Below are 23658 nucleotides of genomic sequence, written 5' to 3' on the forward strand. Positions count from 1 at the left end.
TGCGCTTACCCGTTTGTCTTATCTACCTGGGAGAACCCCGATGCCTGATCGTCCATGGCGAGCCGTGGTGCTTGTGTTGTGTTTGCTGAGCGGCTGCAGCGGCAATTACGTGTTTGATGATGCTGACTATCGTCCTTTGGGTGACCCCCAAGCGACCCGTCGCGGCCAATGAGATGGAGCCTTTCATGCAATTAGTGCTTGAGGTGTGTGAGGGCGGGGGCGATGAGCCGCCACCGCGCAAGGTGTTCGATGGGATGGGCGGCGTGGTCGGTCGTGGAGCCGGTTGCGACTGGATTATTCCTGACCCCAGTCGTTTGCTTTCCAGTCACCACGGGTTGATCGCTTACCGTGACGCGCGTTATTTCCTGACGGATATCAGCAGTAATGGTATCCGTGAGGTGGGCAGTGGCAAGTCGCTGCAAAAGGGGCAGGCGCGGCTGATCGTGGAGGGTGATGTTTTCCAGTTGGGGCCATTTGCTATCCGTGCGCGTTTGATTGAACGCGTGACGCCGCATCGTCAGCCATTATCCGCTGCGGGCGGGGTGATACCCGAGGATGCTTACCTGGGCCTGGACCCCGTTCAAGAATGGGATCGCCAGTCGATGCACGGGGCACCACCGTGCGAGCTGGACGCCTTGAACGACGTGCAAGAGGCACCGAGTGCCTGGATGTCGAGTGACTGCGTTGAGCGCGATTACCTGGCCTTACCCGCCCAGGCAGACGCTCCGGGAGAGAGGGTCGAGCCTGTCTTGCCTGATTCGCAGGCGCCGCAGACCGATGAAGCGTTCTGGACGCAATTCGCCACAGCGTTGGGCGTCGGTGTGCAGACGCTTGATTGCGCTGGCCGCGAGGCGTTGGCGATTAGAGCTGCGGGCTTACTCGGGCACGTGATTGATGGGTTGCAACAGAACCTGCGCACTCATGACGAACTGCACAGTGAATTGAGCCTGGACCCTAGCACCTTGATCAAACGTCCGAACGTGTTGAAGGACAACCTGGGCATTGACTCAGTGTTGGCGTCGCTGCTGGGCATGGGAGCGTTGGCGCAACCCGGCGCCGAAGCGGCCATTACGCAGGTGTACCGGCAAATGCAAGTGCATCAGGTCGCGCTGCTCGTTGCGTGCCGCACGGCGCTGCGCACCTCGCTGGCGACGTTTGCCCCCGGCCATTTGCAGGCCGGTTTTGCGCGCGATGACAAGCTGCCAAGGTTCTTTGCCGACAGGGCGCATTGGCGGGCCTACCAGCGCCACTATCAACGCTTGGTCGAAGCAGATGCATTGAACACGGGCCCGTTGCGCGGCGATTTTGCCAAGGCCTATGAGGAACAGGTACGCCTGGCCTCAGCCTTGTTTGCCACACCGTCAGGAGGATGCCCATGACCCGTGTCGCGCTACCTCTTTTGGTCGTATTGATGCTGCTGGGTGGTTGCACCAGCCTGTCACCCTTTTCCACAGTGACCAAGCTCGACCTGACGCTGGCCGCCAGTGACGAAGTGAATCCCGACCTGCATGGGCGCCCCTCTCCGGTGGTGGTGCAGCTGTTCGAACTCAAGCATCCAGTGGCATTCGAAAACGCGGATTTTTTCACGCTGTACGGGCATGCCGAGCAGGCACTGCCCAAAGACTGGGTGAGCAGCGAGGAACTGGAGTTGCGCCCCGGCGAGCAGGTGGCCCTCAAGCTCAGGAGCGAACCGCAAAGCCGTTACGTGGGCATCATCGCGGCATACCGTGATTTGCCCCATGTGCAATGGCGTTGGGTGCTGCCGCTGGCGCCACAGCAAGTGACGCGAGCGCACCTGGTGCTTGACCAGGCGGGCATCCGTGCTGGCGACCCGCTCGTCAGCGCCTTGGAGAATTAAGATGCAGGTTCATAAAGTCATCTGGCAGGAAGGGATGTTGCTGCGCCCCCAGCACTTGCAACACAACGACCGTTATTACCAGCACCAGCTCAACCGAACCCGCTTGCTGGGCAGTGATGCCTGGGGGTTCCTGAGCCTGGACATCGATCTGCAATACCTGGGCCTTGGCAAGTTGGTGGTCAATCAAGCCAGTGGCGTTTTGCCGGACGGCAGTCTTTTCGAGTTGACCACCACCATGGCGCCACTGGTACTGGAGGTGCCGGCCAACGCGGGCAGGCAATCGGTGTACCTGGCGTTGCCGATGGCGATCGGCAATCAGGTTGAAACCCGCACGCAGGAGGCGCCGGATGTGCTGGCGCGCTACATCGCCTGTGACGTTGAAGTGGCGGACTCCAATGCGGGCCGGGACGCGCGTTGCCAGATCAGTTGCGCACGCCCGGATTTGCGCCTGTTGCTGGGCGAGCAGCCGGGTGATGAGGTCTACGTGAAGCTGAAGATTGCCCAGGTGCTGGAATGCTCTGCGCAAGAGGGGCTGCGGATGGAGCCTGATTTTGCCCCGACGTTTATTTATGTGCAGGGCTCGGGGTTTGTTTCGTCCTGCCTCAAAGAAGTGATCAGCCTGCTGGCCAGCCGGGGAGATGCGATTGCTGAGCGGATTGGCGGCAATGGCGCCACGGCGGGTGCGCAGATTGCCGACTTTCTGATGCTGCAACTGATCAATCGGGCCGAGCCGGTGTTGCGTCATTACCTGGCTCAGCCGCAAGTGCGTTCAGAGGCGTTGTTCCGCGAGATGCTGTCGATACTGGGCGAACTGGCGACGTTTGCCAGTGACAGCAAACGTGCCACCCAGCAGGTGCGCTACCTCCATGGCGACCAGGGCGCGAGTTTTCGTGGGTTGATGGCGGGGTTGCGCACGGTGCTGTCGATGGTCTTTGAGCAGCATGCCCTGGAGCTGGTGCTGCAACAACGCCAGTACGGGGTGATGGTCTGCCCGGTGGCCGATCTCAAGCTGTTGGGCAGCGCGACATTCATCCTGGCGGTCGCGGCTCAATGCGATTCGGAAGAACTGCGCCATCGTTTGCCGGCCCATCTAAAGGTCGGCCCCGTAGAGCGCATCCGTGAACTGGTCAACCTGCACCTGGCGGGCATCAAGGTCAAACCGCTGCCGGTCGCGCCACGCCAGATCCCGTTTCATGCCGGTAAAACCTATTTCATGCTCGAGCTCAGTGCCCGTGACATCGCACAACTGGAGCAATCGGGTGGTTTTGCGTTCCATGTCGGCGGCGAGTTCAGCGAGTTGGAACTGACCTTCTGGGCTATCAGGAATTGAACATGATGAACATGGACAGTGAATACCCGCTGGATGAGAAAACCGTATTGCTGGACCGTAACGGCCACGGCCCGGCACAGGGGCCGGTGACGGACTTCGTCTCGCCACCGCGTTTTGAACAGTTGGAAGACCGCATGGTGTACGCCGCCGCAGTACAGGGCGCGCAACGTTTCAACGTGGGCCTTAACCCGCTGGTGACAGCGGCCTGGGAACTGATGTCCGAGGTGCTTGAGCTCAAACTCAGCAGCGGCCGGGAGAACCTGCAAACGCTTAACGACCGCCTGGCCGCGAGCCTCACACGCTTTGAGGTCCGCGCCCAGCATGAAGGTATGGAAAGTGCTCAGGTGATTGCTGCTCGTTATGTGCTGTGCAGCGTCGTTGATGAAGCGGTAGTGACCACGGCGTGGGGGAGCCGCAGTGACTGGTCGAAGATCAGTCTGCTGAGTCGTTTTCACAACGAAACCTTTGGCGGCGAAAAGTTTTTTCAGCTGTTGGAGCGACTGTCTCGCGACCCGGTAAAACACTTGGCCATGCTGGAGCTGATGTACCTGTGCCTGTCGATGGGGTTTGAAGGCAAATACAGAGTCATGGAGCGCGGCGTAATCGAGCTTGAGGGCGTACGTGACGCGTTGTATCGCCAGATAAGGCATGTGCGTGGCGCCCCGGTTTCTGTGTCTGCCTGCGCCTCCCGACCCCAGCAGGCACGCCGCAAGCGGCTGCGCACGCTCTCCGCAACCGGGTGTGTGGTGCTGGGCGTGATCGCTTTGCTGGCGATGTATTCGACAACTGCCTGGGTACTGGGGCAGGAGCGAGCCCATGCATTGCAACCCTTTCAATCTTCGGCGCCGGAACTGACTCCGACGCCCTTGTAACGCCGGGAACATTCAATGAACGCTTTTTTCAAGGGCGCGGGCACCCTGCTGCGCATCGTTTGGGTATGGAGCTTGTTGCTGGTGCTTTGCAGCGCCTGCCTGGTGTGGTTTTTCGGGCCTCTGCTGGCGGTGGATGACCACCGGTTCTGGCAAGGCGCTACGGCTCGCCTTTTGACCATCAGCACGCTGTTTCTGCTATGGGGGCTGGCAATGGCTGTTATGGGAACACGCCGCAGCGTGCTGCCCCGGATCGAGGAGGACCAGGCTGGCCGTCAGCACCCTGGGCTGGTAGAGGATGAGCGCAAACAGGTGCGCGGGCGTTTCAAGGAGGCGCTGCATACCTTGAAAACATCTCGCCAATATGTCGGGCGCAGCTTGCGCGCACGCAATGAGCTGCCCTGGTACTTGTTGATCGGACAGCGAGGCAGCGGCAAGAGTGCTTTGCTGGCGGCCAATGGCTTGCAGCGCCCGCCGGATCACCTTCAGGCCGTATCATCAGGGGCCGGTGCTTACTGTGACTGGTTCTTCGCCGATCAGGGCGTCCTGATGGAGAGTGCCGGGCGCTACCTGGACCAACCCGACCGCGCAGTCGATGCCGCAGGTTGGTCGACGTTACTCGGGCTGCTCAAGTCCAGGCGCCGGGTGCGGCCACTCAATGGCGTGGTGGTGACGTTGTCGGTGGACACCCTGTTGGGCAGCAATGAGCATGATCTGGAGCGCCATGCACGGCATGTGCATTCCCGGTTACAAGATATCCAGCAGACGCTGCATATCGATATTCCGGTGTATCTGGTGCTGACTCACGCTGACCACATCCCGGGCTTTAGCGCGTTTTTTGATACGCCGCACGACAGCGCCGCAGAGGGCGTGCTGGGTGAGCTGATCACTGGCGACCCCACGGGTGTGCCCATGGCGCAGGTACGCCAGGCGTTCGAGGCGTTGCTCCAGCGCGTGAGTGGCGAACTGATGCAGCGCCTGCACCAGGAGCGCAATGTCGAGCGCCGTGGCCGGATGCTGGATTTTGTGCCCCAGGTGGCACGCATCGGTGAGCGTTTGTGCCTGTTTATCGAAGTGGCGTTCTGCGCCCATCGCAATCAGCGCATCCAGGGGGTGCGAGGTTTCTTTTTGACCAGTGCGGGTGAGCGGCACGAACGCTTTGTGCAAGGTCTTTTCAACCAAGTGATTTTCGCCGAGGCCGATCTTGCAGGGTTGCACACCGAGGAGCATCAACGCATTCGTTGGCAGCAGGCGGGATGGGCGAGCGCCGTCGCGTTGGTCATCGGTGCGGCGGGCATGCTCTGGATGCACAGCTATGGGATCAACCACCAACGCCTGGAGCAGTTGGCGCAGTTAGGTCAGGTCGATACGTCGGCCCCGACCGATGCGGACCAGACCCTGGCGTTACTGACGTTGCTGGACAATCGCCTGGCGGCGACGCGGGTGTTTCCGCCGGTGTCAGAGGCGGGCGTGCTGGAGAGAGCCGGACTGTTTCAGGGCGAAGTAAGCCGGCCGCCGCTAGTCAATGCCTACAACGATGCCCTGCAGCAAATGGTTGTGCAGGTCGCTTCGCTGCTCGAAGAGCAGGTGCGGTCGAGCCTTGGGGATCGCGAACGGTTACTGGATAACCTGCGCGCCTACCTGATGCTCAATCTGCGCGAGCGACGTGACGCCGGGTGGCTGGCGGAGCGCGTGGCCAGTCGGTGGTCCGAGCGCTTTGCCGGGGAGTCTGCGACGCAGGCGCGCCTGAGTGAACACTTCGCCCGGCTGCTTGAACAACCCTTTGCCGCGCCACTCAATGATGAGCTGGTTGCCCAGGCTCGCCAGGTGTTGCGCGGAGAGTCGTTGGCAGATGTGGTGTATCGCGTACTGCGCGAGCAATCGCATACGCTGGAACCCAGCCGCCTCACGGACGGCACTGTGTTCACGGCGCTGGATCAACCGATTGCCGGGTTTTACAGCAAGCGCTATGTGCAGTATTTCGACCAGCAAGGCCCGCGACTGGTTAACGCGATTGTCCTGGACAATTGGGTGCTGGGGCAGGCGACTGACCTCAGTGCGATGGAGTTGCGCCGGTTGATCGTCGAGCTGCAACAGCGCTATTTCAGTGAGTACGCCGATGCGTGGAGCCAGGCCTTGGGTCAGGTTCGATTGCGCGAAACCGACAACCTGCGCCAGGACGCCGAACAACTGGCGCGCCTTACCTCGGCGCAATCACCGCTGGTGTTGCTGTTGCAGCAGGTGCGTGAAAATACCCGTTTGCTATCCACCGATGCCCCGATGTCAGCGGTGCCCCACGAGGCCGGTGACGTGGCGGCTATCGCTCAGTCGATGGCTGCCCGTGTACACGCAGGCGTTTTGCCCAAGCCCACAGGCGATGACGCCGCAAGACGCGCCTTGCAACGCCGTTTCGAGCCCTTGCATCAACTGCTTGATGAGCAGCAAAACCCCGGTGAACAACTGACCCAGGCATTGCGCCAGCTTGATGCTGTGCACCTGCAACTGGCGGCGCTGAATCGCGAAGGGGCGCCGGAGCAGGCGGCTTTCCAGATGGTGAAACGGCGTATGGAAGGGCAACAACCCGGGTTGGGACAGTTACGCGACAGTGCCGCACGTTTGCCGCTGCCGCTCAAAGGTTGGGTCGAGGGCCTTGCCGACGACAGTTGGCGGCATTTGTTCGATGAGGCTTATACGCATGTGAACCAACGCTATCAGAGCGAGGTGTATAGCCTGTATGCCAGGGCTATCCGCCAGCGTTACCCGTTCAATGCCCATGCCGGCAGCGACGTGGCTTTGGGCGATTTTGAGGAGTTTTTCAAACCCCAGGGCGTGCTGGCAAGGTTCCATGACCATTACCTGCGCCCGTTTATCAGCGCCGACGGCGGGCGTTATCGCTTGCGCGGGCTGGAAGGCCAGAGCCTGCCAATGTCACGCGCGTTGCTGGAGCAACTCGGCAAAGCGCAGATCATCCGCCGTGGTTTTTTCGGTGGCGACCCCGCCGAGCTGGCGGTTCGATTTACGTTGGCGCCTTATAGCCTGGACCAGGCGGTCAGCCGCGCGGTGTTTAGCTTTGGCGGTCAGCAGCTGGAATACCGCCATGGGCCGATTGTGCCTGTGACGTTCCAGTGGCCCAGCGAGGCGGAAAATGGTCGCAGCAGCCTGGTCCTGGAGCGCGGCGCACAGCGGCCATTGGGCATCGAAAACAATAACGGGGCCTGGTCGTTGTTTCGCTTCTTTGACTTGCTGCACAGCGAGCCCGCCAGTGGGCGCGATGCGCAGCTACTCAAGGCCGATCTTGCCGGTTTGCGTGCCAATTACCTGTTGGTCAGCCAGCGCCCACCCAGCCCGTTTCAGATGGACGCGTGGCGCACATTCCGTTTGCCGGAGCGACTATGACCGCGTCGCAAGCCGCTGCAAACAGCGCGGCACGCAGCCAACGTGGCAAGGCCAGGCAGCGCAACGAAGATGCGTTCCTCGACTGCCCCCAGCAGGGTTGCTGGGCGGTTGCCGACGGTATGGGCGGCCACCGCGCCGGGCACAGGGCGAGCCAATGGGTGATCGACAGCCTTTCCGCGTTGCCGGCCCAGGGTACGTTCGATCAGCGCATTGATGCAGTGCGGCGATGCCTGCAACGGCTCAATCAGAGTTGGGGGGATAACGCCTCTGCGCCGGCCGAAGGTCGCGACGACAGAATGGGCAGTACCGTCGTGGTCCTGCTGCTGGAGGGCCGGCGCGCAGCGTGTATCTGGGCGGGGGACAGCCGCTGTTACCTGTGGCGAGGCGGGCGGTTGTACCAGCTGTCGCGCGATCACTCACTGCTGCGCCAGTTGATGGATGAGCAGCGGTTGAGCCTGGCGCAGGCTCAGGCGCATCCCGGCGCCAGGGCATTGACCCGTGCCGTAGGCGCCCGGCACCCGCTGAAACTCGAAGTGTTGGAGTTGGGCGCACACCCGGGCGATGTTTTTTTGCTGTGCAGTGACGGGGTGTACCAGGCGATGACGCACGCCGAGCTGGGCTGCGCCATGGACAGCGGTACGCCACAACAGGTGGTGGCACGGCTGTTCACGGCGGCGCTACGCGGCCCGGCGCGGGATGACCTGACGGCCGTTGCGGTGCGCACATGACCACGGCACCTGGCATGCCCACCTTGCTGGCGGGCCGTTATCACCTTGAGCGCGTGCTGGGTTCGGGCGGCATGGGCGTGGTCTACCGGGCGCGCGACCTGTTGCATGAGCAGTTTGGCGAGCCCTGTTCCAGTGTGGCAATCAAGGTGCTCGGTGAGAATCTGCGCCTGGCGCCCGATGCACATGTGCTGCTCTACAGCGAGTTCGCCCTGACCCGCAGCCTGCAGCATGAGCGCGTGGTGCGCATGTTTGCGTTCGAGGTGGATATCAGCAGCCAGATGGCTTTTTTCACCATGGAGTTGATGCGCGGCATGACCCTGGACCGGCTCCTGCTGGAGGGTCCCGATGGCTTGCCCTGGCGTGAGTTGCAGCCCCTGGCCGTGCAATTGCTGGATGCCGTGGCGTATGTGCATCGCCAAGGTGTACTGCACGGTGATGTAAAACCGGTGAACATCATGCTGGGTGACGACGGTATTCGTTTGTTCGATTTCGGCCTGGGGCAGGCGACGGCAGAGGCGATGGCGGGGCTGGCGAGTGTGAGTCGTGACCGGTTCAGCGCCTGGACTCCGGCTTATGCGGCGCCGGAGTTGTTGGCGGGCGGTGCGCTGACGGCGAGTGCTGATCTGTATGCGGTGGCGTGTGTGGTGTATGAGTTGGCCCATGGCAAACGCTTGGGCGAGCGTCGGGCCACTGAGCGGCTGGAGCGCCCCCGGCAGCTGCCCGCAGCGTGTTGGCCCGCCTTGCGCTTGGCGTTGGCGATGGATCCTGAGCACCGAACGATCAGCGTGGAGGAGTTGGGCGAGGTGATGGCGCGTTGTCGATGGCGCTGGTTCAGATAGCTAGGGGTGTCTGCCGATGTTTCGATTGGGCCGACGCTGTGTATCTGCTGTTTTGTGGGGAGCTCCCACATTAGCTACCCGGCCAAGTCATGCAGCCGGCAGTACTCTTCCCACCCCAACCCGGCCATCTGCGCGACTTCCTTGTGCACTTCCAGGCGCTGAGCCTCAAAGGCTTCGGCCGATTCGGCCGTCAACTTAAGCGTCAGCTCCCAGGCAAACAGATTCTGGCGCTCAGCCTCGGCCTCGAAAGCCTCATGCAAGCGCTCGGCGCGATACTGCGCGAGGGTTTCGCCTTTGGCTTGGGCGGCCAGAGGGTTGAGGGTGTCCAGTTGTGTAGCCACCTGGGGGTGTTCACTCAAGAAACGGTCCAGGGCGCGCTGGTGGTTATCACCGGGTTCTGACAAGGGCTTACTCCTGATTGGATGAAGTCAATAGATGGGGGCATGCACTAGGCTTTGCAATCAGTCAGCGGGCAATCGCCATACAGGCGGCCAGGGTCGCTGGCCTGGCTTCGGCAAAACCGTTTTGAAGGCTAGCCCGACGGCCCCGACAAATCGCGCAAACTGACATTAATTCTGAATAATTAATCGTAGTGCGGCAAAAGCCTTTCGCTACCGGTAGGTGGCCGTGTAGCGTTACATGGGATTTATGGGCACTGCCAAGCATGGGCAGCGAGCGATACGAGCAGAGGGACGGGGCATGGCGCAAACGCTGTTCAAACTTTTCCTCACCCAGCGCCTGGCTGCCTTGGCCAGCACCGAGTCATTACGCGCTATTCGCGAGGGCTTGTTGTGGATCCTGCCGTGCCTGCTGGTGTCCGCCGGTTTCCTGATCTTGTCCGAATGCGCCAACGCGCTGGGCTTCGATCCGCAGGTAGTGGCGTTTCTGTCGGGGTTGCATAACCAGATCAGCTCGGTAATTCCGCTGCTGGTGGCGGCCTCCATTGGCTACATGCTCGCCATCCAGCACCGCCTGCCACAATTGCCGGTGGCATTTTTGTGCCTGGCCCACGTGGTAGTCGCCACGTTTGTGTTGCGTGACTACCCGCGCGCATCGGCGACGTTTGTGTTGTTTATCGCCATCGCATCGCCCCTGTTGAATGTGCCGGCAATCGCCTGGCTGCACCGCTTTCGCTGGACGCGCCTGGTCAACGAAGACCTGGTGGGCCACAACCTGCGCGGCACCATCAATATGGTGGTGCCGGGCGCCATTACGGCGCTGTTGCTGGTGCTGGTGTTGTCATTGCTGGTGCAGATTCCCTCTGTGGCGCAACTTCAGGGGCCGCAGGTACTGGATGCGCTGCAATCACCCTATGGCAGCGGGTTGTTTGTCACCCTGATGAACTCATTGCTGTGGTTTTTCGGCATTCACGGTGTGTACGCCATGCAGCCGCTGTTCGACGTACTGGACCAGGCCGTGGTGCTCAATGGCGCCGCGCTGGCGGCGGGTGAGCCGATCAAGTACCTGCTCAACAGTGGCCTGCTCGGCTCTTTCGCATTTATCGGTGGGTCGGGCGGGGCGTTGTGTTTGCTGTTGGCGATCCTGCTGTTTTCCAAAAGCCAGTCCATGCGTTTGCTGGCAATGGCCAGCCTGCCGCTGTCGTTGTTCAATGTCAGCGAAGTGCTGTTGTTCGGCTTGCCGATCATCCTCAACCCGCGTTTGTTTATCCCGTTTTTGCTGGTGCCGGCGTTCAACACCCTGCTGGCCTTGACGGTGGTGCAGTGGGGCTGGGTGTCGCCGGCAGTGGCCAGCGTGCCATTTACCGCGCCCGTGCTGCTCAATGCTTACCTCAGCACCCACGGCGATATCGCGGCAGTGGTGCTGCAAGTACTGCTATTGGGCCTGGGCACCCTGGTGTATGCGCCCTATGTGCGCGCGATTCATCGCCAGTCCAGTGATGGCGGCACCGTGTACCTCAAGTCGTTGGATATGACCTTCCGCGGCCTCGAAGAGAAAGGCCGCCTGCTGGAACTGGACCCGGTGTTGGCGTCCCACAAGGCGGCCGCCCGTCAGGCCGTCGAATTGAGCCGTATCCAGCAGATCAGCGATTACGAGTTCTACCTGGAATTCCAGCCCCAAGTCTCGACCCGCACCGGCCTGTGCACCGGCTGTGAGGCGCTGATGCGTGCGCGCGACAGCCAGGGCACGGTGCATTCGCCCTGGGAATTCCTGCAATGGCTGGCCCAGGCGCGGTTGATGCCGGACGTGGATGTGTGGGTGGCCTCCCAGGCCGTGCGCCAGTATCAGAAGTGGCAGAAGATCGGCTTTGACTTGCCCATGACCATCAATATTTCCAGCGCCACGCTGACCCAGGCCGGCTATGGCGAGCGCCTGGTGGAAATTCTCGCCCAGGCCCATGGCCGGGTCTCGGTGGAAATCACCGAAGACGCATTGGTCGGTGATCTCCAGGCCACCCGCCAGACCATCCAGAGGCTCCAGGCGATCGGCGCCAAGGTGTATATCGATGACTTCGGTACCGGGTTTTCGGCCTTGAGCTATCTGCACCAGTTTCCGGTGGACTTTATCAAGATCGACCGCAGTTTCGTGGTGGCCCAGCGCGACCCCAAAGGCGCCCAGGTATTGACCGGCATGCTGCGCTTCTGTGAGGCGCTGAACCTGGGCGTGGTGGTCGAGGGCGTGGAGACCGCCGAGCAGTTGGCCTTTTTGAACACCGGCACCGAGTTGTTTATCCAGGGCTGGTATTTCAGTAAGGCGCTGCCCGGCGACCTGCTGCCGGGCTTTGTCCGCAGGCGGGCGGCGGCTCAGCTGTAAGCGTGGGCGGATGCGTATTCGCGCTGGGTCTGTTCGATCTCTTCGACCAGAGCGTCGATACCCGCCAGCCGTGCACGATTGTCATGGTCCCAGGGGTGAAAGCCCGGTTTGAAGTAGTGCAGCCACGGCCGCAGCATGCGTGGGAACACGCCCTTGGGTCCGTATAGAAACTTGAGCATGCGCCAGAATCCCTTCAGGTGCCCACCGGCTTTGCGGTCGGCCAACAGCAGGCGCACGTGCAAATCAAACACCACCAGCCAGAACAGCAGCGTGGTGGTCAACATGGTGCCGGTGCGCAACAGATAGCGCATCGGCCCAGGCTTGATCACGGTGTTCCACACATCGAACGCCACGGCCTTGTGCTCGGTTTCTTCGAGGGCGTGCCAGTACCACATCTGCTGGTAGCCCTTGAGTGACTTGCCAAAACGCGACGGGTCGCTGAGCAGGATTTCCGCGAGCATCGCGGTGTAGTGTTCCAGGGCGATGGTCACCGCCAGGTTAAACGACGGCGGCAGGTGTTTCTTTTGCAGGTCGAGGAAGAACTTCAGGCGCTTGTCGAGGGTGTGCGCCGGCAGACCGGCCGCTTGCAAGTGATCGTTGTAGGCCACGTGTTCGCGGCTGTGCATGGCCTCCTGGCCGATAAACCCCTGGATTTCTTTCTTCAGCGCCGGGTCGTCGATGCGCTGGCGGTAGTGGCGCACGCTGTCCATGAAAAACAGCTCGCCCTGGGGAAACAGCAGCGACAACGCGTTGAAAAAGTGCGTGATGAACGGGCCTTGTTCGTGCCAGTCCTTGATGCGCTCGGCAGGCAAGGCAAAACGGATATCGCGACGGATCGGCAGCATGGTGCGTGCTCCTGTTCAGAGTCGGGTTTCGTCGTTGGTTTCGAACACCGGCGTGCGTGGTTTGGGCGCCATACGCTTGCTGGCGAAGACCACAAGGGCTTGATAGGCCGCCGGCAGGCAACGGGCGAGCAGGTCGAGAAAATACGCGTCGCGACCGATCAGCACGCGGCGCTTGTTCTTGAGCACACCGTGCAGAATCACCTTGGCGGCCTGGTCGGCGTCGGTGATGAAGAGTTTTTCGAAGTCGGCGCGGGCCTGTTGCTCGCTGTGGATCAGAAAGCCGGTCATGTTCGCGTCGATACGGCTGCTGCGGCAGATATCGGTGCGAATGCCGCCGGGGTGCACGCAGGTGGCGGACACACCGCAGCCTTGCAGGTCGAGTTCCTGGCGCAGGGATTCGGTAAAGCCGCGCACGGCAAACTTGGTCGCGTTGTAGCCGCTCATGCCCGGCTGGGCAAACAGGCCGAATACGCTGGAAGTATTGACCACATGCCCTTCGCCGCTGGCTTTGAGGTGTGGCAGAAACGCCTTGGTGCCATGCACCACGCCCCAGAAGTTGATGCCGACGATCCACTCAAGGTCGGCATAGTCCACGCCCTCGACCGTACTCGACAGCGCCACGCCGGCATTGTTGAAGATCAGGTTGACCTGGCCATGCTCCGCCGCGCAGCGTGCGGCCCAGTCTTGCATGGCCTGGCGGTCGGCCACATCAACGACGTGGGTGGTGATCATGACCGGCGACAAGGTCGATGACTTGATCAGCGCCAAGGTCTGTTCCAGGCCTTGGCTGTTCTTGTCCGAAAGCGCCAGGTGGCAGCCTTCGCGCGCCAGTGCGAGTGCCAGGGCACGGCCCATGCCGGAAGCTGCGCCGGTGATTGCCGCCACGCGGCCCTTGAATGACTTCATGACAGGCTGCCTTCTGCAGTGGGTTGCGGGGCCACGACAACCGCGCGCGACGCAGAGGCCGGCAACGGGTTGGCGAGGTAGTCCTTGAGCGCAAAGTGGCGGGTGACCTGTTTGAAACGCCAGGTCGAGCCGGGCCACAAGGTGGTGTTCTTGCCGGTGCGCGGGTCCAGGTACCAGCTCTGGCAACCGCCGGTGTTCCAGATGGTGCGCTTGAGCTTGTCCTGCAACTGTTGGTTGTAGGCCTGCTCGACGGCGGGTTTGACCTCGACCGTGGCAATGCGCTGGTGCTGCATGTGTTTGAGCGCATCGAGGATGTAGGTAACCTGGGCTTCGATCATCAGAATCATCGAGTTATGCCCCAGGCCCGTGTTAGGCCCGACAATCAGGAACAGGTTGGGATAACCCGGCACCGTCGTGCCTTTATAGGCGTGGGCGCCATCGCGCCAGGCGTCCATCAGGTCGACGCCGTCGCGGCCGATGATGCAGTCGCGGGGCAGCGGGTCGGTGGCCTGGAAGCCGGTGCCGAAAATCAGGCAGTCGGCCGGGTGCTTGATGCCGTCGCTGGTCACCACGCCGTCGGCTTCGATGCGCAATACCGTGTCGGTCACCACCTCGACATTGCTGCGTGACAGCGCCGGGTAATAGTCATTGGAGATCAACACGCGCTTGCAGCCGATGGTGTAGTCCGGCGTCAGGGTTTTGCGCAGGGAAGGGCGCGCCACCTGTTTGCGCAAGTGGCGCAGGGCGATCTTCTGCACCATCTTCATCAGCCGTGGATGCAGGGCAAAGCCCACCACGCGGCCTTCCAGCGCCCAGTAAAAGGCGCCGCGCACCAGGCGTTGGGTAAACGGCAGGTGTTTGAAGGCCCAGCGCTCGACCTTTGAAATCTCGCGATCCGGCTTGGGCATGATCCACGGTGGCGTGCGCTGGAACAGGTCCAGGTGCGCCACCTGCGGGGCAATCTGCGGCACGAACTGGATCGCACTGGCGCCGGTGCCGATCACCGCCACGCGCTTGCCTTTCAACGAATAGTCGTGATCCCAGTGCTGGGAGTGGAAGCGTTTGCCCTTGAAGCTGTCCAGCCCAGGAATATCCGGCAGCGCCGGGCGTGACAGGCCGCCCATACCCGACACCAGCACCCGCGCGCTAACCTCGCGGCCATCGCTGAAGCTCAGGTGCCAGCGTTGCTGCTGCTCATCAAACACCGCACGTTGCAGGCCCATGCCGAAGCGCAAATAGGGCGTCAGCTCGAAGCGCTGCGCGCAGTGCTCAAGGTAGGCGCGGATCTCCGCTTGCGGTGCGAACTGCCGCGTCCAGGTGGGGTTGGGCGCAAACGAGTACGAATACACATGGGACTGCACGTCACAGGCGCAACCGGGGTAGTGGTTGTCACGCCAGGTGCCGCCGAGGGTGTCGGCCTGCTCGGCGACAAAGAAGTCGGTAAACCCGGCTGCCTTGAGTTTGATTGCCATGCACAGGCCGGCAAAGCCCGAGCCGATGATGGCGATGTCGATTGAATCACTGTGGGCATTCATAGGCTGTCCCTCATGGGCATCAGATGTGCTCCTGTTTTTGTTTTGTCTTTTAGATAAAACACCATTGCAAAGAAAAAATGAATTAATTATTTTAAAAAAGATTTTAAATAATCTACCTGAAAATATCGCCTACGCTAGGACCTTGTTCCCAATGTGCGCCTTGTCCGACGGACGAGCACGCTGGGCAGCAAGTCCGGGTCCAGGGTGTGGACGGTGGCTGAGGCCTTGACCAATACCGGTCAGGGAGCAGCAGCAGGGAAGCAGAGGACCGAGCTATGGCGGTTGAATGGGTTGTCGCTGCGGGTGTGGTGGTGGGTGCCAGTGCGTTGTTGTGGGGCTTGAGTGCCTGGATGACACGGCGCATAGAAGCCACCGTTCCGATTAACGGGCGTTTCGTCGAGGTCGATGGCGAACGCTTTCATTATGTAGACGAAGGCAAAGGCCCACCGCTGGTGATGATTCACGGGCTCATGGGCAGCAGTCGCAACCTCACTTATGCATTATCCGGGCAATTACGTGAACGCTTTCGGGTGATTACGCTGGACCGTCCGGGCTCCGGTTATTCCAGCCGGGGCGCACACACGGCGGCAGACCTGCCGGCCCAGGCTCGGCAAATCGCCGCGTTTATCAAGACCCTCGACCTGGATAAACCGCTGGTGCTGGGGCATTCCCTTGGCGGTGCGATTGCCCTGGCATTGGCGCTTGATCATCCGCATGCGGTGTCGGGCCTGGTCCTGGTTGCGCCGCTGACCCACCCGCAGCGCCTGTTGCCGTTGGTGTTTTTGTCATTGGCGGTGCGTCCGGCGTGGTTGCGTCGCTGGCTGTCGCACACCCTGACCATGCCCGTGGGGTTGCTGACCAAAGGTTCAGTGGTCAAGGGCGTGTTTGCTCCCGATGCCGCGCCGCCGGACTTCGCCACCCGTGGCGGCGGCCTGTTGGGGATGCGCCCGGACAACTTCTACGCCGCCTCCACCGAGATCAACACGGTCAATGATTACCTGCCGGACATGGTCAAACGCTACCCGCAACTGACCCTGCCCATCGGCTTGATCTATGGCGCGGGCGACAAGGTGCTGGACTTCCAGAAGCACGGGCAGGCCCTGGCGAGCAAGGTGCCCGGCTTGAAGCTGCAAGTGGTGGAGGGCAGGGGCCATATGCTGCCGATTACCGCCACAGAGCGCGTGGTGGCGGTGGTGGAGCAGATTGCCAAGCGCGTCAAGCCGCCGCAAAACGACCCGCTGCCGCAACGGCCATTGGCCTTGGTGGGCAAGTAGCTGAGTAAACAGCTGAGTTAAAAAATTGTGCTACCCGACTCGCGGTTCGACGGCGTCGATGCCTGCTTTAGACACCTGACCAAACGGCAAAAAAAGAGACTGCCTGGTCACGTAAAAAAGCCTTCGAGAAACTAGTTGACGACCTAACGATTCCGCGCTATTAATTTTAAAAAATTATTTCAATGTGTAATTTGAAATAATTTTTGAAATGCCTAAGAGCGAATAAAATAATGAAAAAAACGCCTTTTATCGCATGTCCAATCTGCCTCGTTCGGAGGCTGCCATGAATCAGACTCTGGCAACCCCAGCTGTCTGGACCGATGGCAAGCGTCACCTGTGGTGGCTCGGCATCATGCCGCTGGCAACCCCGCTGCTGTCCGGCGCCCTGGCGATGACCACCGGCGTACAGCAACTGTGGTGGGTCGGTGTGCTGGTGATCTTCGGCCTTATCCCGCTGATCGACGGCCTGCTCGGTGAAGACGTCAGCAACCCACCCGAATCCGCCGTCAACCACCTCGAATCCCAAAGCTACTACCGCTGGATCGTCTACACCGGTGTGCTGTTCGTCATCTCGTCGGTGGTGATCACCGGCTGGCTCGCCGCCGGTGGCATCGACTGGATCATCAGCGGTGGTCTGTTGAACGCCACCGCCCACCTGGCCCCGTCGAGCTGGCTGGCCAAAACCGCCGCCTTCATTACCGCGCGCACTGAGTTGCACGGCGCCGTCAGCGGGTTCACCTACCTGGGTATGGCGATGTCCACCGGCGCCGCCACCGGCATTGCCATCAACACCGCCCACGAGTTGGGGCACAAGCCCAAGCCGCTGGAAGTGTTCCTGGCCAAGGTCACCCTGGCGCCGACTTTCTACGGGCACTTCTACACCGAACACAACCGTGGCCACCATGTACGCGTCGCCACCCCGGAAGACCCGGCCAGCTCGCGCCTGGGTGAGAGTTTCTGGGCGTTTCTGCCGCGTTCGGTGTGGTTCAGCGCCGTGTCGGCCTGGAACCTGGAGCGCGAACGCCTGCGCAAACTCGGCCTGCCGGCCTTGCACTGGAAGAACGCGGTGCTCAGCGCCTGGATGTACAGCCTGGTGTTGTGGGGCGCGATGATTGCCTGGCTGGGCGCGGCGGTGATTCCGTTCCTGATCATCCAGGGCATCTACGGGTTTTCGCTGCTGGAAGTGGTCAACTACGTCGAGCACTACGGGCTTAAACGTCAGAAGTTGCCCAACGGCCGTTATGAGCGTTGTTCCCCTCGGCATTCGTGGAACAGTAATCGGATTGTCACCAACATCTTTCTGTTCCAACTTCAGCGCCACTCCGATCACCATGCCAACCCGACCCGTAGTTACCAGTCGTTGCGCCACTTTGATGAGTCGCCGCAACTGCCTTACGGTTACGCCAGCATGATTGTTTGGGCTTATGTGCCGTACTTGTGGCGACGTCGCATGGACCATCGTGTATTGAATCACTATGCCGGGGATATCACCCTGACCAACCTTCAACCCTCACAGCGGTTGAAGTACCTGGAGAAGTACAGCAACAGCGCGACACCGTTTTAATCTGAACTAACGCGTGTGTGGGTGAACGCGGGGTCTGTGTACCACGCAGGCTTTCTTCGCCCGGGATTCATCGGTTTTATTGCAAGTTAGTGGTTTGACCCTACAACAATAATTTCAAGGGAAGGACGTACACCATGCAAAGCCCTGCCACCTTTACCGCCCATGTCATCCTGGCCGCACTGGGCCTGATGGTTTACCAACACGCTCAGGCTGCGCGGATCGAGCCGGCCGGCAGCGCCTTTACGGCCCAAGGCCCGATCAGCTTTTCCAAGGGCGCGCTGATCAGCGCCGACTGCACCATCAAGGTGGCGGGCAAGGTCGCGGCCGATGGCACGTCGGTGAATGTCGATAAAGTTGAATTCGACGGCGGCCTTAAATGCAGCCGTGTCGAGGCCATCAACTTACCCTGGGTACTCATTGCCAAAGACACTAAAAGCGGCTCGATGTCGAACATCAGCGTGGATGTGCATGCCTTCGGTTTAGGCGGCAAGTGCGGCCCGTCCACCGCCGACGGTACCTGGGATAACGCCACCGGCAAGTTGGAAGCGGCGAATGTGCCGATCGGCGAAGACTGCAAGATCAAGACGGTGTCGATCAAGATGCCGCCGACCTTCAAAGTGGTCGAATAAACGAATTCTAAAACTGTAGCGGTAGATGCATTGAAATTTGGCTGGAAAGGGAAGTTCTGCAGTTTCACCGTGACCTCTCGATCATGGCCATTACCCCTGGCGAAATGATTCGCCATAACATGTGAGGAAAAACAATGAAAAGCTTGAAAACTCTCGTGTCGTTGACTGCTCTGGCTGTTTGCATGGGTGCTACTTCCATGGCGAGTGCAGCCACCATTTCTCCTGCGGGCACGGGCTTTTCCACGCCTGCCGGGACCATTGCGGTGTCGTCGCCGGCGTCGTTCGGTGCGCCTGTTTCCTGCAATATCGTGTTCACCGGTAGTGTGGCTGCCGACGGTTCCGCCGCTGCTATTACGGGCGCGACCGTCAGTGGTGCCAACCCACTCTGTGGCGTGCCGGTGTTGCTGGGTCTGCCTTGGACCTTGACGCCAACCTCCACCGCCACGGGTGCAGGTGTGTATGCGGGTACCGTGTCCGGTGTTAACTTCAAGATTGTCAGCAACTGCGCCAGTGGCCCGACCACGATCAACGTGCTCTACAACAACAACACCCACACCATCACCCTGCCATCTGCTCAAACGGTCGGCAGCTGCAAGATTACTGCTCTGAACGCCGCTCCAACCCCAGCAATCACCGTAAATCCTTGATAGCAATGCGTTGGACGTGATGATCACACGTTGAAATGCAGGTGCTCCTTTCGGGGCACCTGTTGAGGAAAACCAGGGACGGTAGGCCCGGCCGTGGTGGATAAAAATAATAAGGAGTGGAGCATGAATAATAAGAAACAACCGGCCCAGACGTTAATCGGCCTGGCATTGTTGGGCGGTCTCATGGTCGCGGGCGGTTCGGTGCAGGCCGGCGGCTTCTCGACTCCTACATTTGGTGCCCAAGGTTGGGGTCGTGCGTTCGGTGGTGGTTCGTTGTTCAAGGACGACCCGTCTTCGGCGTACAACAACCCGGCTGCCATGGCGTTTATCGACCAAACTATCGCGCAGCAAAACGTCATTTATGCGCGCGTCAATATCAAGTTCAAAGGCAATGCCACTGATTACAAAGGCGACCCTGCCTCTGTAGGGGTGTTGGACGAATTTGGCGGCGTTACCTCTACGCCGCGTACGGGTGACGGTGGCGAAGGCGGGTTCACCGCTTGGCTGCCGACCGGGTTCCTGGTGATACCGATTAACGATCGCTTCAGTGTTGGTCTGAGCCAGGTGGTGCCCCAGGGGATGAAGTCGACCTGGGACCCGGATTGGAAAGGCCGCGATTTTGCCGTGGACACCAAAATCGAAACCGTGGGCCTGACCGGTTCGCTGTCCTTCAAAGTTAATGACCAGTTCTCTATCGGTGGCGGCGCCATCGTTCAGCATACGAGTGGGTTTGTCAGCCAGAACGTCGACTTGTACGCAGCCGCGGCAGTGTCACCGGGGCTGGGCGGCTTTGGTATTCCCTTTCCATCCGGGGTGGGCCAATCGCTGATTCGGGTCAAGGTCGATAATACGTCTGTGGGTTGGTTTGGCGGCATGGCGTGGAAACCCACCGACCAGGATACCGTTGGCTTCAACTACCACGCCAAAATCAAGAACAAGCTGGAGGGCAAGTACAAATTCAATGCCGACCCAGGCAGTCGGTTACTGATGACTGACGCAGGCGGCGACGGCTTGACGCTGGTTGAGCGCGCTTACCCAGGCTTGAAACTGTTCCCGGACGGTGCCAACGCCAGCACGCAACTGGACATCCCGGCGACCGCTGCCATCGATTGGGTACACGTGTTCAATGACCGCTTCACCCTGGGCGCCAGTGCCTTGTGGACCCAGTGGTCTTCCTTCAAGGCCCTGACGTTGAAGTCTGACGGCAATACCATTGTGTCGATTCCCTACAAGTACAAAGACGTGATGATGTACTCGCTGGGCGGCGACTATAAGCTCACTGACGATTTCACCCTGCGTGCCGGTGTTGCCTATGATCAAACGCCTACCCGTGACTCCACGCGGGATCCGCGCATTCCTGACGGTGATCGTTATTTCGCCTCGTTGGGTTTTGGCTACAACATCAAAGCGGTTCCAGGCTTGAGTGTTGACGGCGCCTACTCGCGGCAGTTTGTACAAGAGGTCAAGCTCAAGACTGTCAACGAAGATCGCCTTGGGGCTGCGCGCCTGGATGGCAAGGTGGACAGCAAAGGGGAGGTGGTTAGCCTGTCGGCCACTTATAAGTTCTAACCCACAATCTGTGCGTGCTCAGGTGTGAAGTGGTCAGTCGGCGCATCTTTCTGGCGCTTCACACCCGTGCTGTACATGCTCCGTTTTTGTAGTTTTCCCGATGCAGAAACCGGCTGATTCGATCAGCCTATTTTTTTGCGTATGAATTAAATAAAAATTTCAAAACAAAATTTGAATTTATCCTTTCAAGTTTGTAGTGTGGCTTTACGCCCTCGTTCATCCTGAACGAGCGACGCGCATGCCATACCCTGAATTGAGTAGAGGTATCCCCATGGTTATCTGGTTATTGATGGGTGTCGCCGCCGCGATTGCCCTGGCCTATCGACAAGCCGCCGCAGCCCTGTGGCTGGGCGTCGGCCTGGTCTGGCTGGCGCTTGGTTATCTGTTCAATATGGTCGCAGGCGTTGGCGTCAGCGTCGCAGCCATCCTGGTGGTACTGCCCGCCGTGCTGATGACGATCAAACCGCTGCGCCGCACACTGCTCACCAGCAAGGCCCTGGGCCTGTTTCGCACGATCATGCCGGCGATGTCCGACACCGAGCGCGCGGCCATCGAGTCCGGCACCGTGTGGTGGGACGCTGAGCTGTTCAGCGGCAAGCCGAATTGGCAGCGTCTGCTGCAAGCCGCGCCGGCCAGCCTGAGCGCTGAAGAACAGGCGTTCCTCGACAACGAAGTGGAAACCCTCTGCGACATCGCCAACGACTGGGAAACCACCCAGGTCTGGCAGGACATGTCGCCCGAAGGCTGGCAGTACACCAAGGACGCCGGGTTCCTGGGCATGATCATTCCCAAGCAGTACGGCGGCAAAGGCTTCTCTCACTATGCGCATTCGCAGGTGGTGATGAAGCTGTCGACGCGCTGCTCGGCGGCGGCGATTTCGGTGATGGTGCCCAACTCCCTCGGCCCGGCGGAACTGCTGCTGCATTACGGCACCGATGCCCAGCGCAATTACTATTTGCCGCGCCTGGCACGCGGCGAAGACATCCCGTGCTTTGCCCTGACCAGCCCGTATGCTGGCTCGGATGCCGGGGCGATTCCAGACCTGGGCATCGTCTGCAAAGGCGTGCACGAAGGCGAGGAAGTGCTGGGTTTCAAAGTGACCTGGGACAAGCGCTATATCACCCTTGGCCCGATTGCCACGGTGCTGGGCCTGGCCTTTCGCGCCGAAGACCCGGACGGTCTGCTCGGCAAGGCCGGATCACTGGGGATTACCTGCGCGTTGATCCCCACCTCCCATCCTGGCGTGAACAGTGGGCGTCGGCATTGGCCGCTGAACGCGGTGTTCCAGAACGGGCCGACTACCGGCAAGGATGTGTTCATTCCGCTGGAGTGGGTAATTGGCGGCCGCGAACAGGTCGGCAATGGCTGGCGCATGCTGATGGAATGCCTGGCGGCCGGGCGCGCGATTTCGCTGCCGTCGGCCAATGTCGGCCTGGGCAAGGTGGCGGTACGCGGCACCACGGCTTATGCGGCGATGCGCAAACAGTTCGGCCTGCCCATCGGCAAGTTCGAAGGCGTGCAGGCGCCCTTGGCGCGCATGGCCGGGCATCTGTATGCCTGTGATGCGGTGCGCAAGGTCTCGGTGGCGTCTTTGGATGCGGGTGAAAAGCCTTCGGTGATCTCGGCGATTGCCAAGTACCACGTCACCGAGCGCGCGCGGATGATCGTCAATGACGGCATGGACATCGTGGCCGGCAAAGGCATCTGCATGGGCCCCAACAACTTCCTGGCCCGCGCCTACCAGCAAAGCCCGATTGCGATCACGGTAGAGGGCGCGAACATCATGACCCGCTGCCTGATCATCTTTGGTCAGGGGCTGATTCGTTGCCATCCGTATGTGTTCCGCGAGATGGAAGCGGCGCACAACCCGGATCGGCGCAAAGCCCTGGAAGCCTTTGACAGCGCGATGTTCGGCCACCTGAGTTTTGTGCTGGCCAATACCGTGCGCGCTGCGGTGCATTCGCTGACCGGCGGGCGGCTGCTTGCCGCACCGGCCAAGACCGACCCGGCGCTGGCGTCCTACTACCGCCAGGCCAATCGGCTGTCGGTGGTGCTGGCGTTGATCTCGGATGTGTCCATGGGCGTGCTCGGCGGTGCGCTCAAGCGCAAGGAAAGTATCACCGGGCGCCTGGGCGATATTCTGTCGCAGCTGTACATCTTGTCCTGCGTGCTCAAGCGTTTTGAGGACGACGGTCGGCCTCAGTCCGACTTGCCGCTGGTGCACTGGTCGGCCCAGGACGCGTTGTTGCGCGCCCATGAAGCCCTGGCCGAAGTGCTCGACAACTACCCGTCGAAACCGGCGGCAGCCGTGGTGCGTGCCTTGAGTTTTCCGTTCGGTATTCCCCTGCACAAACCCTCGGACCGCCTGCTGGCCCAAGTGGCCGACGTGGTGCAAACCCCCGGCGAAACCCGCGACCGCTTGCTGGCCAATTCCTACATCCCGCGCCCGGAAATCGACAAGCTGGCCTATGGCGAATTGGGCTTCCGGTTGTTACCGCAGGTGGAGCTGATCGAAGCGCGGCTCAAGCCTGCGATCAAGCAAGGCCTGATCGAACCGATGCCGATTTCCGCCACCGCCTTCACCGCCTGGCGCGTCAAGGCGCGGGCGCTGGACCTGATCAGCGATGAGGAAGACAGCTTGCTCGGGCGTTATGTGGAATATGCCGACCACGGTATTCAGGTCGACGATTTTCCGCAGGATTTTGGCTTGTTGGAGGCTTTGCAACAGCGCAAGCAAGCCTTGGAGCCGACGACCAAACGCCGCAGCAGCCAAAGCGAAAACGCCTCAGTTAGTTAACACGGTCAGTGTGGGAGCTGGCTTGCCTGCGATAGCGGTTTACCTGGCACACCGCTATCGCAGGCAAGCCAGCTCCCACACTGGATCGGGTTTACAGGGA

Annotated in this window: 19 protein-coding genes; 15 read left to right on the forward strand and 4 right to left on the reverse strand. The window is 60.7% G+C overall.

Annotated features, from left to right (window positions below; all coding sequences use genetic code 11):
* Positions 1 to 40 precede the first annotated feature (40 nt).
* The 8 genes from BFP92_RS31985 to BFP92_RS04410 are packed head-to-tail and all read left to right on the forward strand — an operon-like array spanning position 41 to position 9020.
* The gene (locus BFP92_RS31985) at positions 41 to 172 is read left to right on the forward strand and encodes a type VI secretion protein (RefSeq protein WP_074854505.1); all 132 of its coding nucleotides are present in this window, start codon (positions 41 to 43) and stop codon (positions 170 to 172) included.
* Between the two features lie 13 nt (positions 173 to 185).
* Positions 186 to 1379, forward strand: coding sequence for a type VI secretion system-associated FHA domain protein TagH (gene tagH / locus BFP92_RS04380; RefSeq protein WP_065912106.1), 1194 nt, complete (start codon positions 186 to 188; stop codon positions 1377 to 1379).
* A complete protein-coding gene (tssJ, locus tag BFP92_RS04385) occupies positions 1376 to 1858 on the forward strand; it encodes a type VI secretion system lipoprotein TssJ (RefSeq protein ID WP_065912107.1) in 483 nt (160 codons plus the stop codon). Before tagH ends, tssJ begins: the two co-directional genes overlap by 4 nt.
* A 1-nt stretch (position 1859) precedes the next feature.
* Positions 1860 to 3188 (forward strand): type VI secretion system baseplate subunit TssK, encoded by a 1329-nt coding sequence (gene tssK / locus BFP92_RS04390; RefSeq protein WP_065912108.1) that lies wholly within the window; start codon positions 1860 to 1862, stop codon positions 3186 to 3188.
* A 5-nt stretch (positions 3189 to 3193) separates the two neighbouring features.
* Positions 3194 to 4060, forward strand: a complete 867-nt coding sequence (gene icmH, locus BFP92_RS04395) for a type IVB secretion system protein IcmH/DotU (protein ID WP_170875818.1) — start codon at positions 3194 to 3196, stop codon at positions 4058 to 4060.
* A 15-nt stretch (positions 4061 to 4075) separates the two neighbouring features.
* Positions 4076 to 7453, forward strand: a complete 3378-nt coding sequence (tssM, locus tag BFP92_RS04400; protein ID WP_065912114.1) for a type VI secretion system membrane subunit TssM — start codon at positions 4076 to 4078, stop codon at positions 7451 to 7453.
* Positions 7450 to 8181, forward strand: a complete 732-nt coding sequence (locus BFP92_RS04405; RefSeq protein ID WP_065912116.1) for a PP2C family protein-serine/threonine phosphatase — start codon at positions 7450 to 7452, stop codon at positions 8179 to 8181. Before tssM ends, BFP92_RS04405 begins: the two co-directional genes overlap by 4 nt.
* On the forward strand, positions 8178 to 9020 hold the full coding sequence (locus tag BFP92_RS04410) for a serine/threonine-protein kinase (RefSeq protein ID WP_065912118.1): 843 nt from the start codon (positions 8178 to 8180) through the stop codon (positions 9018 to 9020). The genes BFP92_RS04405 and BFP92_RS04410 overlap by 4 nt, the downstream gene beginning before the upstream one ends.
* A 74-nt stretch (positions 9021 to 9094) precedes the next feature.
* On the opposite strand, the gene BFP92_RS04415 is transcribed toward BFP92_RS04410, so the two are convergent.
* Positions 9095 to 9424, reverse strand: a complete 330-nt coding sequence (locus BFP92_RS04415; RefSeq protein WP_056859237.1) for a DUF6388 family protein — start codon at positions 9422 to 9424, stop codon at positions 9095 to 9097.
* Positions 9425 to 9719: 295 nt separating this feature from the next.
* On the opposite strand from BFP92_RS04415, the gene BFP92_RS04420 reads away from it, so the two are divergent.
* Positions 9720 to 11792, forward strand: a complete 2073-nt coding sequence (locus BFP92_RS04420) for an EAL domain-containing protein (protein WP_065912120.1) — start codon at positions 9720 to 9722, stop codon at positions 11790 to 11792.
* Here BFP92_RS04420 and BFP92_RS04425 read toward each other — a convergent pair.
* From BFP92_RS04425 to BFP92_RS04435, 3 genes are read right to left on the reverse strand one after another with little or no spacing between them, the layout of a single operon-like run.
* Complete coding sequence (locus BFP92_RS04425; RefSeq protein ID WP_065912122.1) at positions 11783 to 12637, reverse strand: metal-dependent hydrolase; 855 nt, start codon at positions 12635 to 12637, stop codon at positions 11783 to 11785. The two genes, BFP92_RS04420 and BFP92_RS04425, sit on opposite strands and share 10 nt — an antisense overlap.
* Positions 12638 to 12652: 15 nt before the next feature.
* Positions 12653 to 13543 carry an SDR family NAD(P)-dependent oxidoreductase gene (locus BFP92_RS04430; protein WP_065912124.1) on the reverse strand — a complete coding sequence of 297 codons (891 nt, stop codon included), beginning with the start codon at positions 13541 to 13543 and terminating at the stop codon, positions 12653 to 12655.
* The gene (locus BFP92_RS04435; protein ID WP_065912127.1) at positions 13540 to 15078 is read right to left on the reverse strand and encodes a flavin-containing monooxygenase; all 1539 of its coding nucleotides are present in this window, start codon (positions 15076 to 15078) and stop codon (positions 13540 to 13542) included. The genes BFP92_RS04430 and BFP92_RS04435 overlap by 4 nt, the downstream gene beginning before the upstream one ends.
* Before the next feature lie 275 nt (positions 15079 to 15353).
* On the opposite strand from BFP92_RS04435, the gene BFP92_RS04440 reads away from it, so the two are divergent.
* The 6 genes from BFP92_RS04440 to BFP92_RS04465 all read left to right on the forward strand — a co-directional run bounded on the left by BFP92_RS04440 (position 15354) and on the right by BFP92_RS04465 (position 23558).
* Complete coding sequence (locus tag BFP92_RS04440) at positions 15354 to 16352, forward strand: alpha/beta fold hydrolase (protein ID WP_065912129.1); 999 nt, start codon at positions 15354 to 15356, stop codon at positions 16350 to 16352.
* 283 nt (positions 16353 to 16635) lie between these two features.
* The gene (locus BFP92_RS04445; protein ID WP_065912131.1) at positions 16636 to 17916 is read left to right on the forward strand and encodes an alkane 1-monooxygenase; all 1281 of its coding nucleotides are present in this window, start codon (positions 16636 to 16638) and stop codon (positions 17914 to 17916) included.
* Between the two features lie 134 nt (positions 17917 to 18050).
* On the forward strand, positions 18051 to 18545 hold the full coding sequence (gene praA, locus BFP92_RS04450) for an alkane oxidation protein activator PraA (protein ID WP_065912133.1): 495 nt from the start codon (positions 18051 to 18053) through the stop codon (positions 18543 to 18545).
* A 134-nt stretch (positions 18546 to 18679) separates the two neighbouring features.
* On the forward strand, positions 18680 to 19192 hold the full coding sequence (praB, locus tag BFP92_RS04455) for an alkane oxidation protein activator PraB (RefSeq protein WP_065912136.1): 513 nt from the start codon (positions 18680 to 18682) through the stop codon (positions 19190 to 19192).
* 123 nt (positions 19193 to 19315) lie between these two features.
* Positions 19316 to 20761 (forward strand): outer membrane protein transport protein, encoded by a 1446-nt coding sequence (locus BFP92_RS04460; RefSeq protein WP_065912138.1) that lies wholly within the window; start codon positions 19316 to 19318, stop codon positions 20759 to 20761.
* 271 nt (positions 20762 to 21032) lie between these two features.
* Positions 21033 to 23558 carry an acyl-CoA dehydrogenase gene (locus BFP92_RS04465; protein ID WP_065912140.1) on the forward strand — a complete coding sequence of 842 codons (2526 nt, stop codon included), beginning with the start codon at positions 21033 to 21035 and terminating at the stop codon, positions 23556 to 23558.
* The last annotated feature ends 100 nt before the right edge of the window (positions 23559 to 23658 follow it).

It is taken from the genome of Pseudomonas sp. 58 R 3 (assembly GCF_900006605.1).
In the GTDB taxonomy this organism is placed as follows: domain Bacteria; phylum Pseudomonadota; class Gammaproteobacteria; order Pseudomonadales; family Pseudomonadaceae; genus Aquipseudomonas; species Aquipseudomonas salomonii.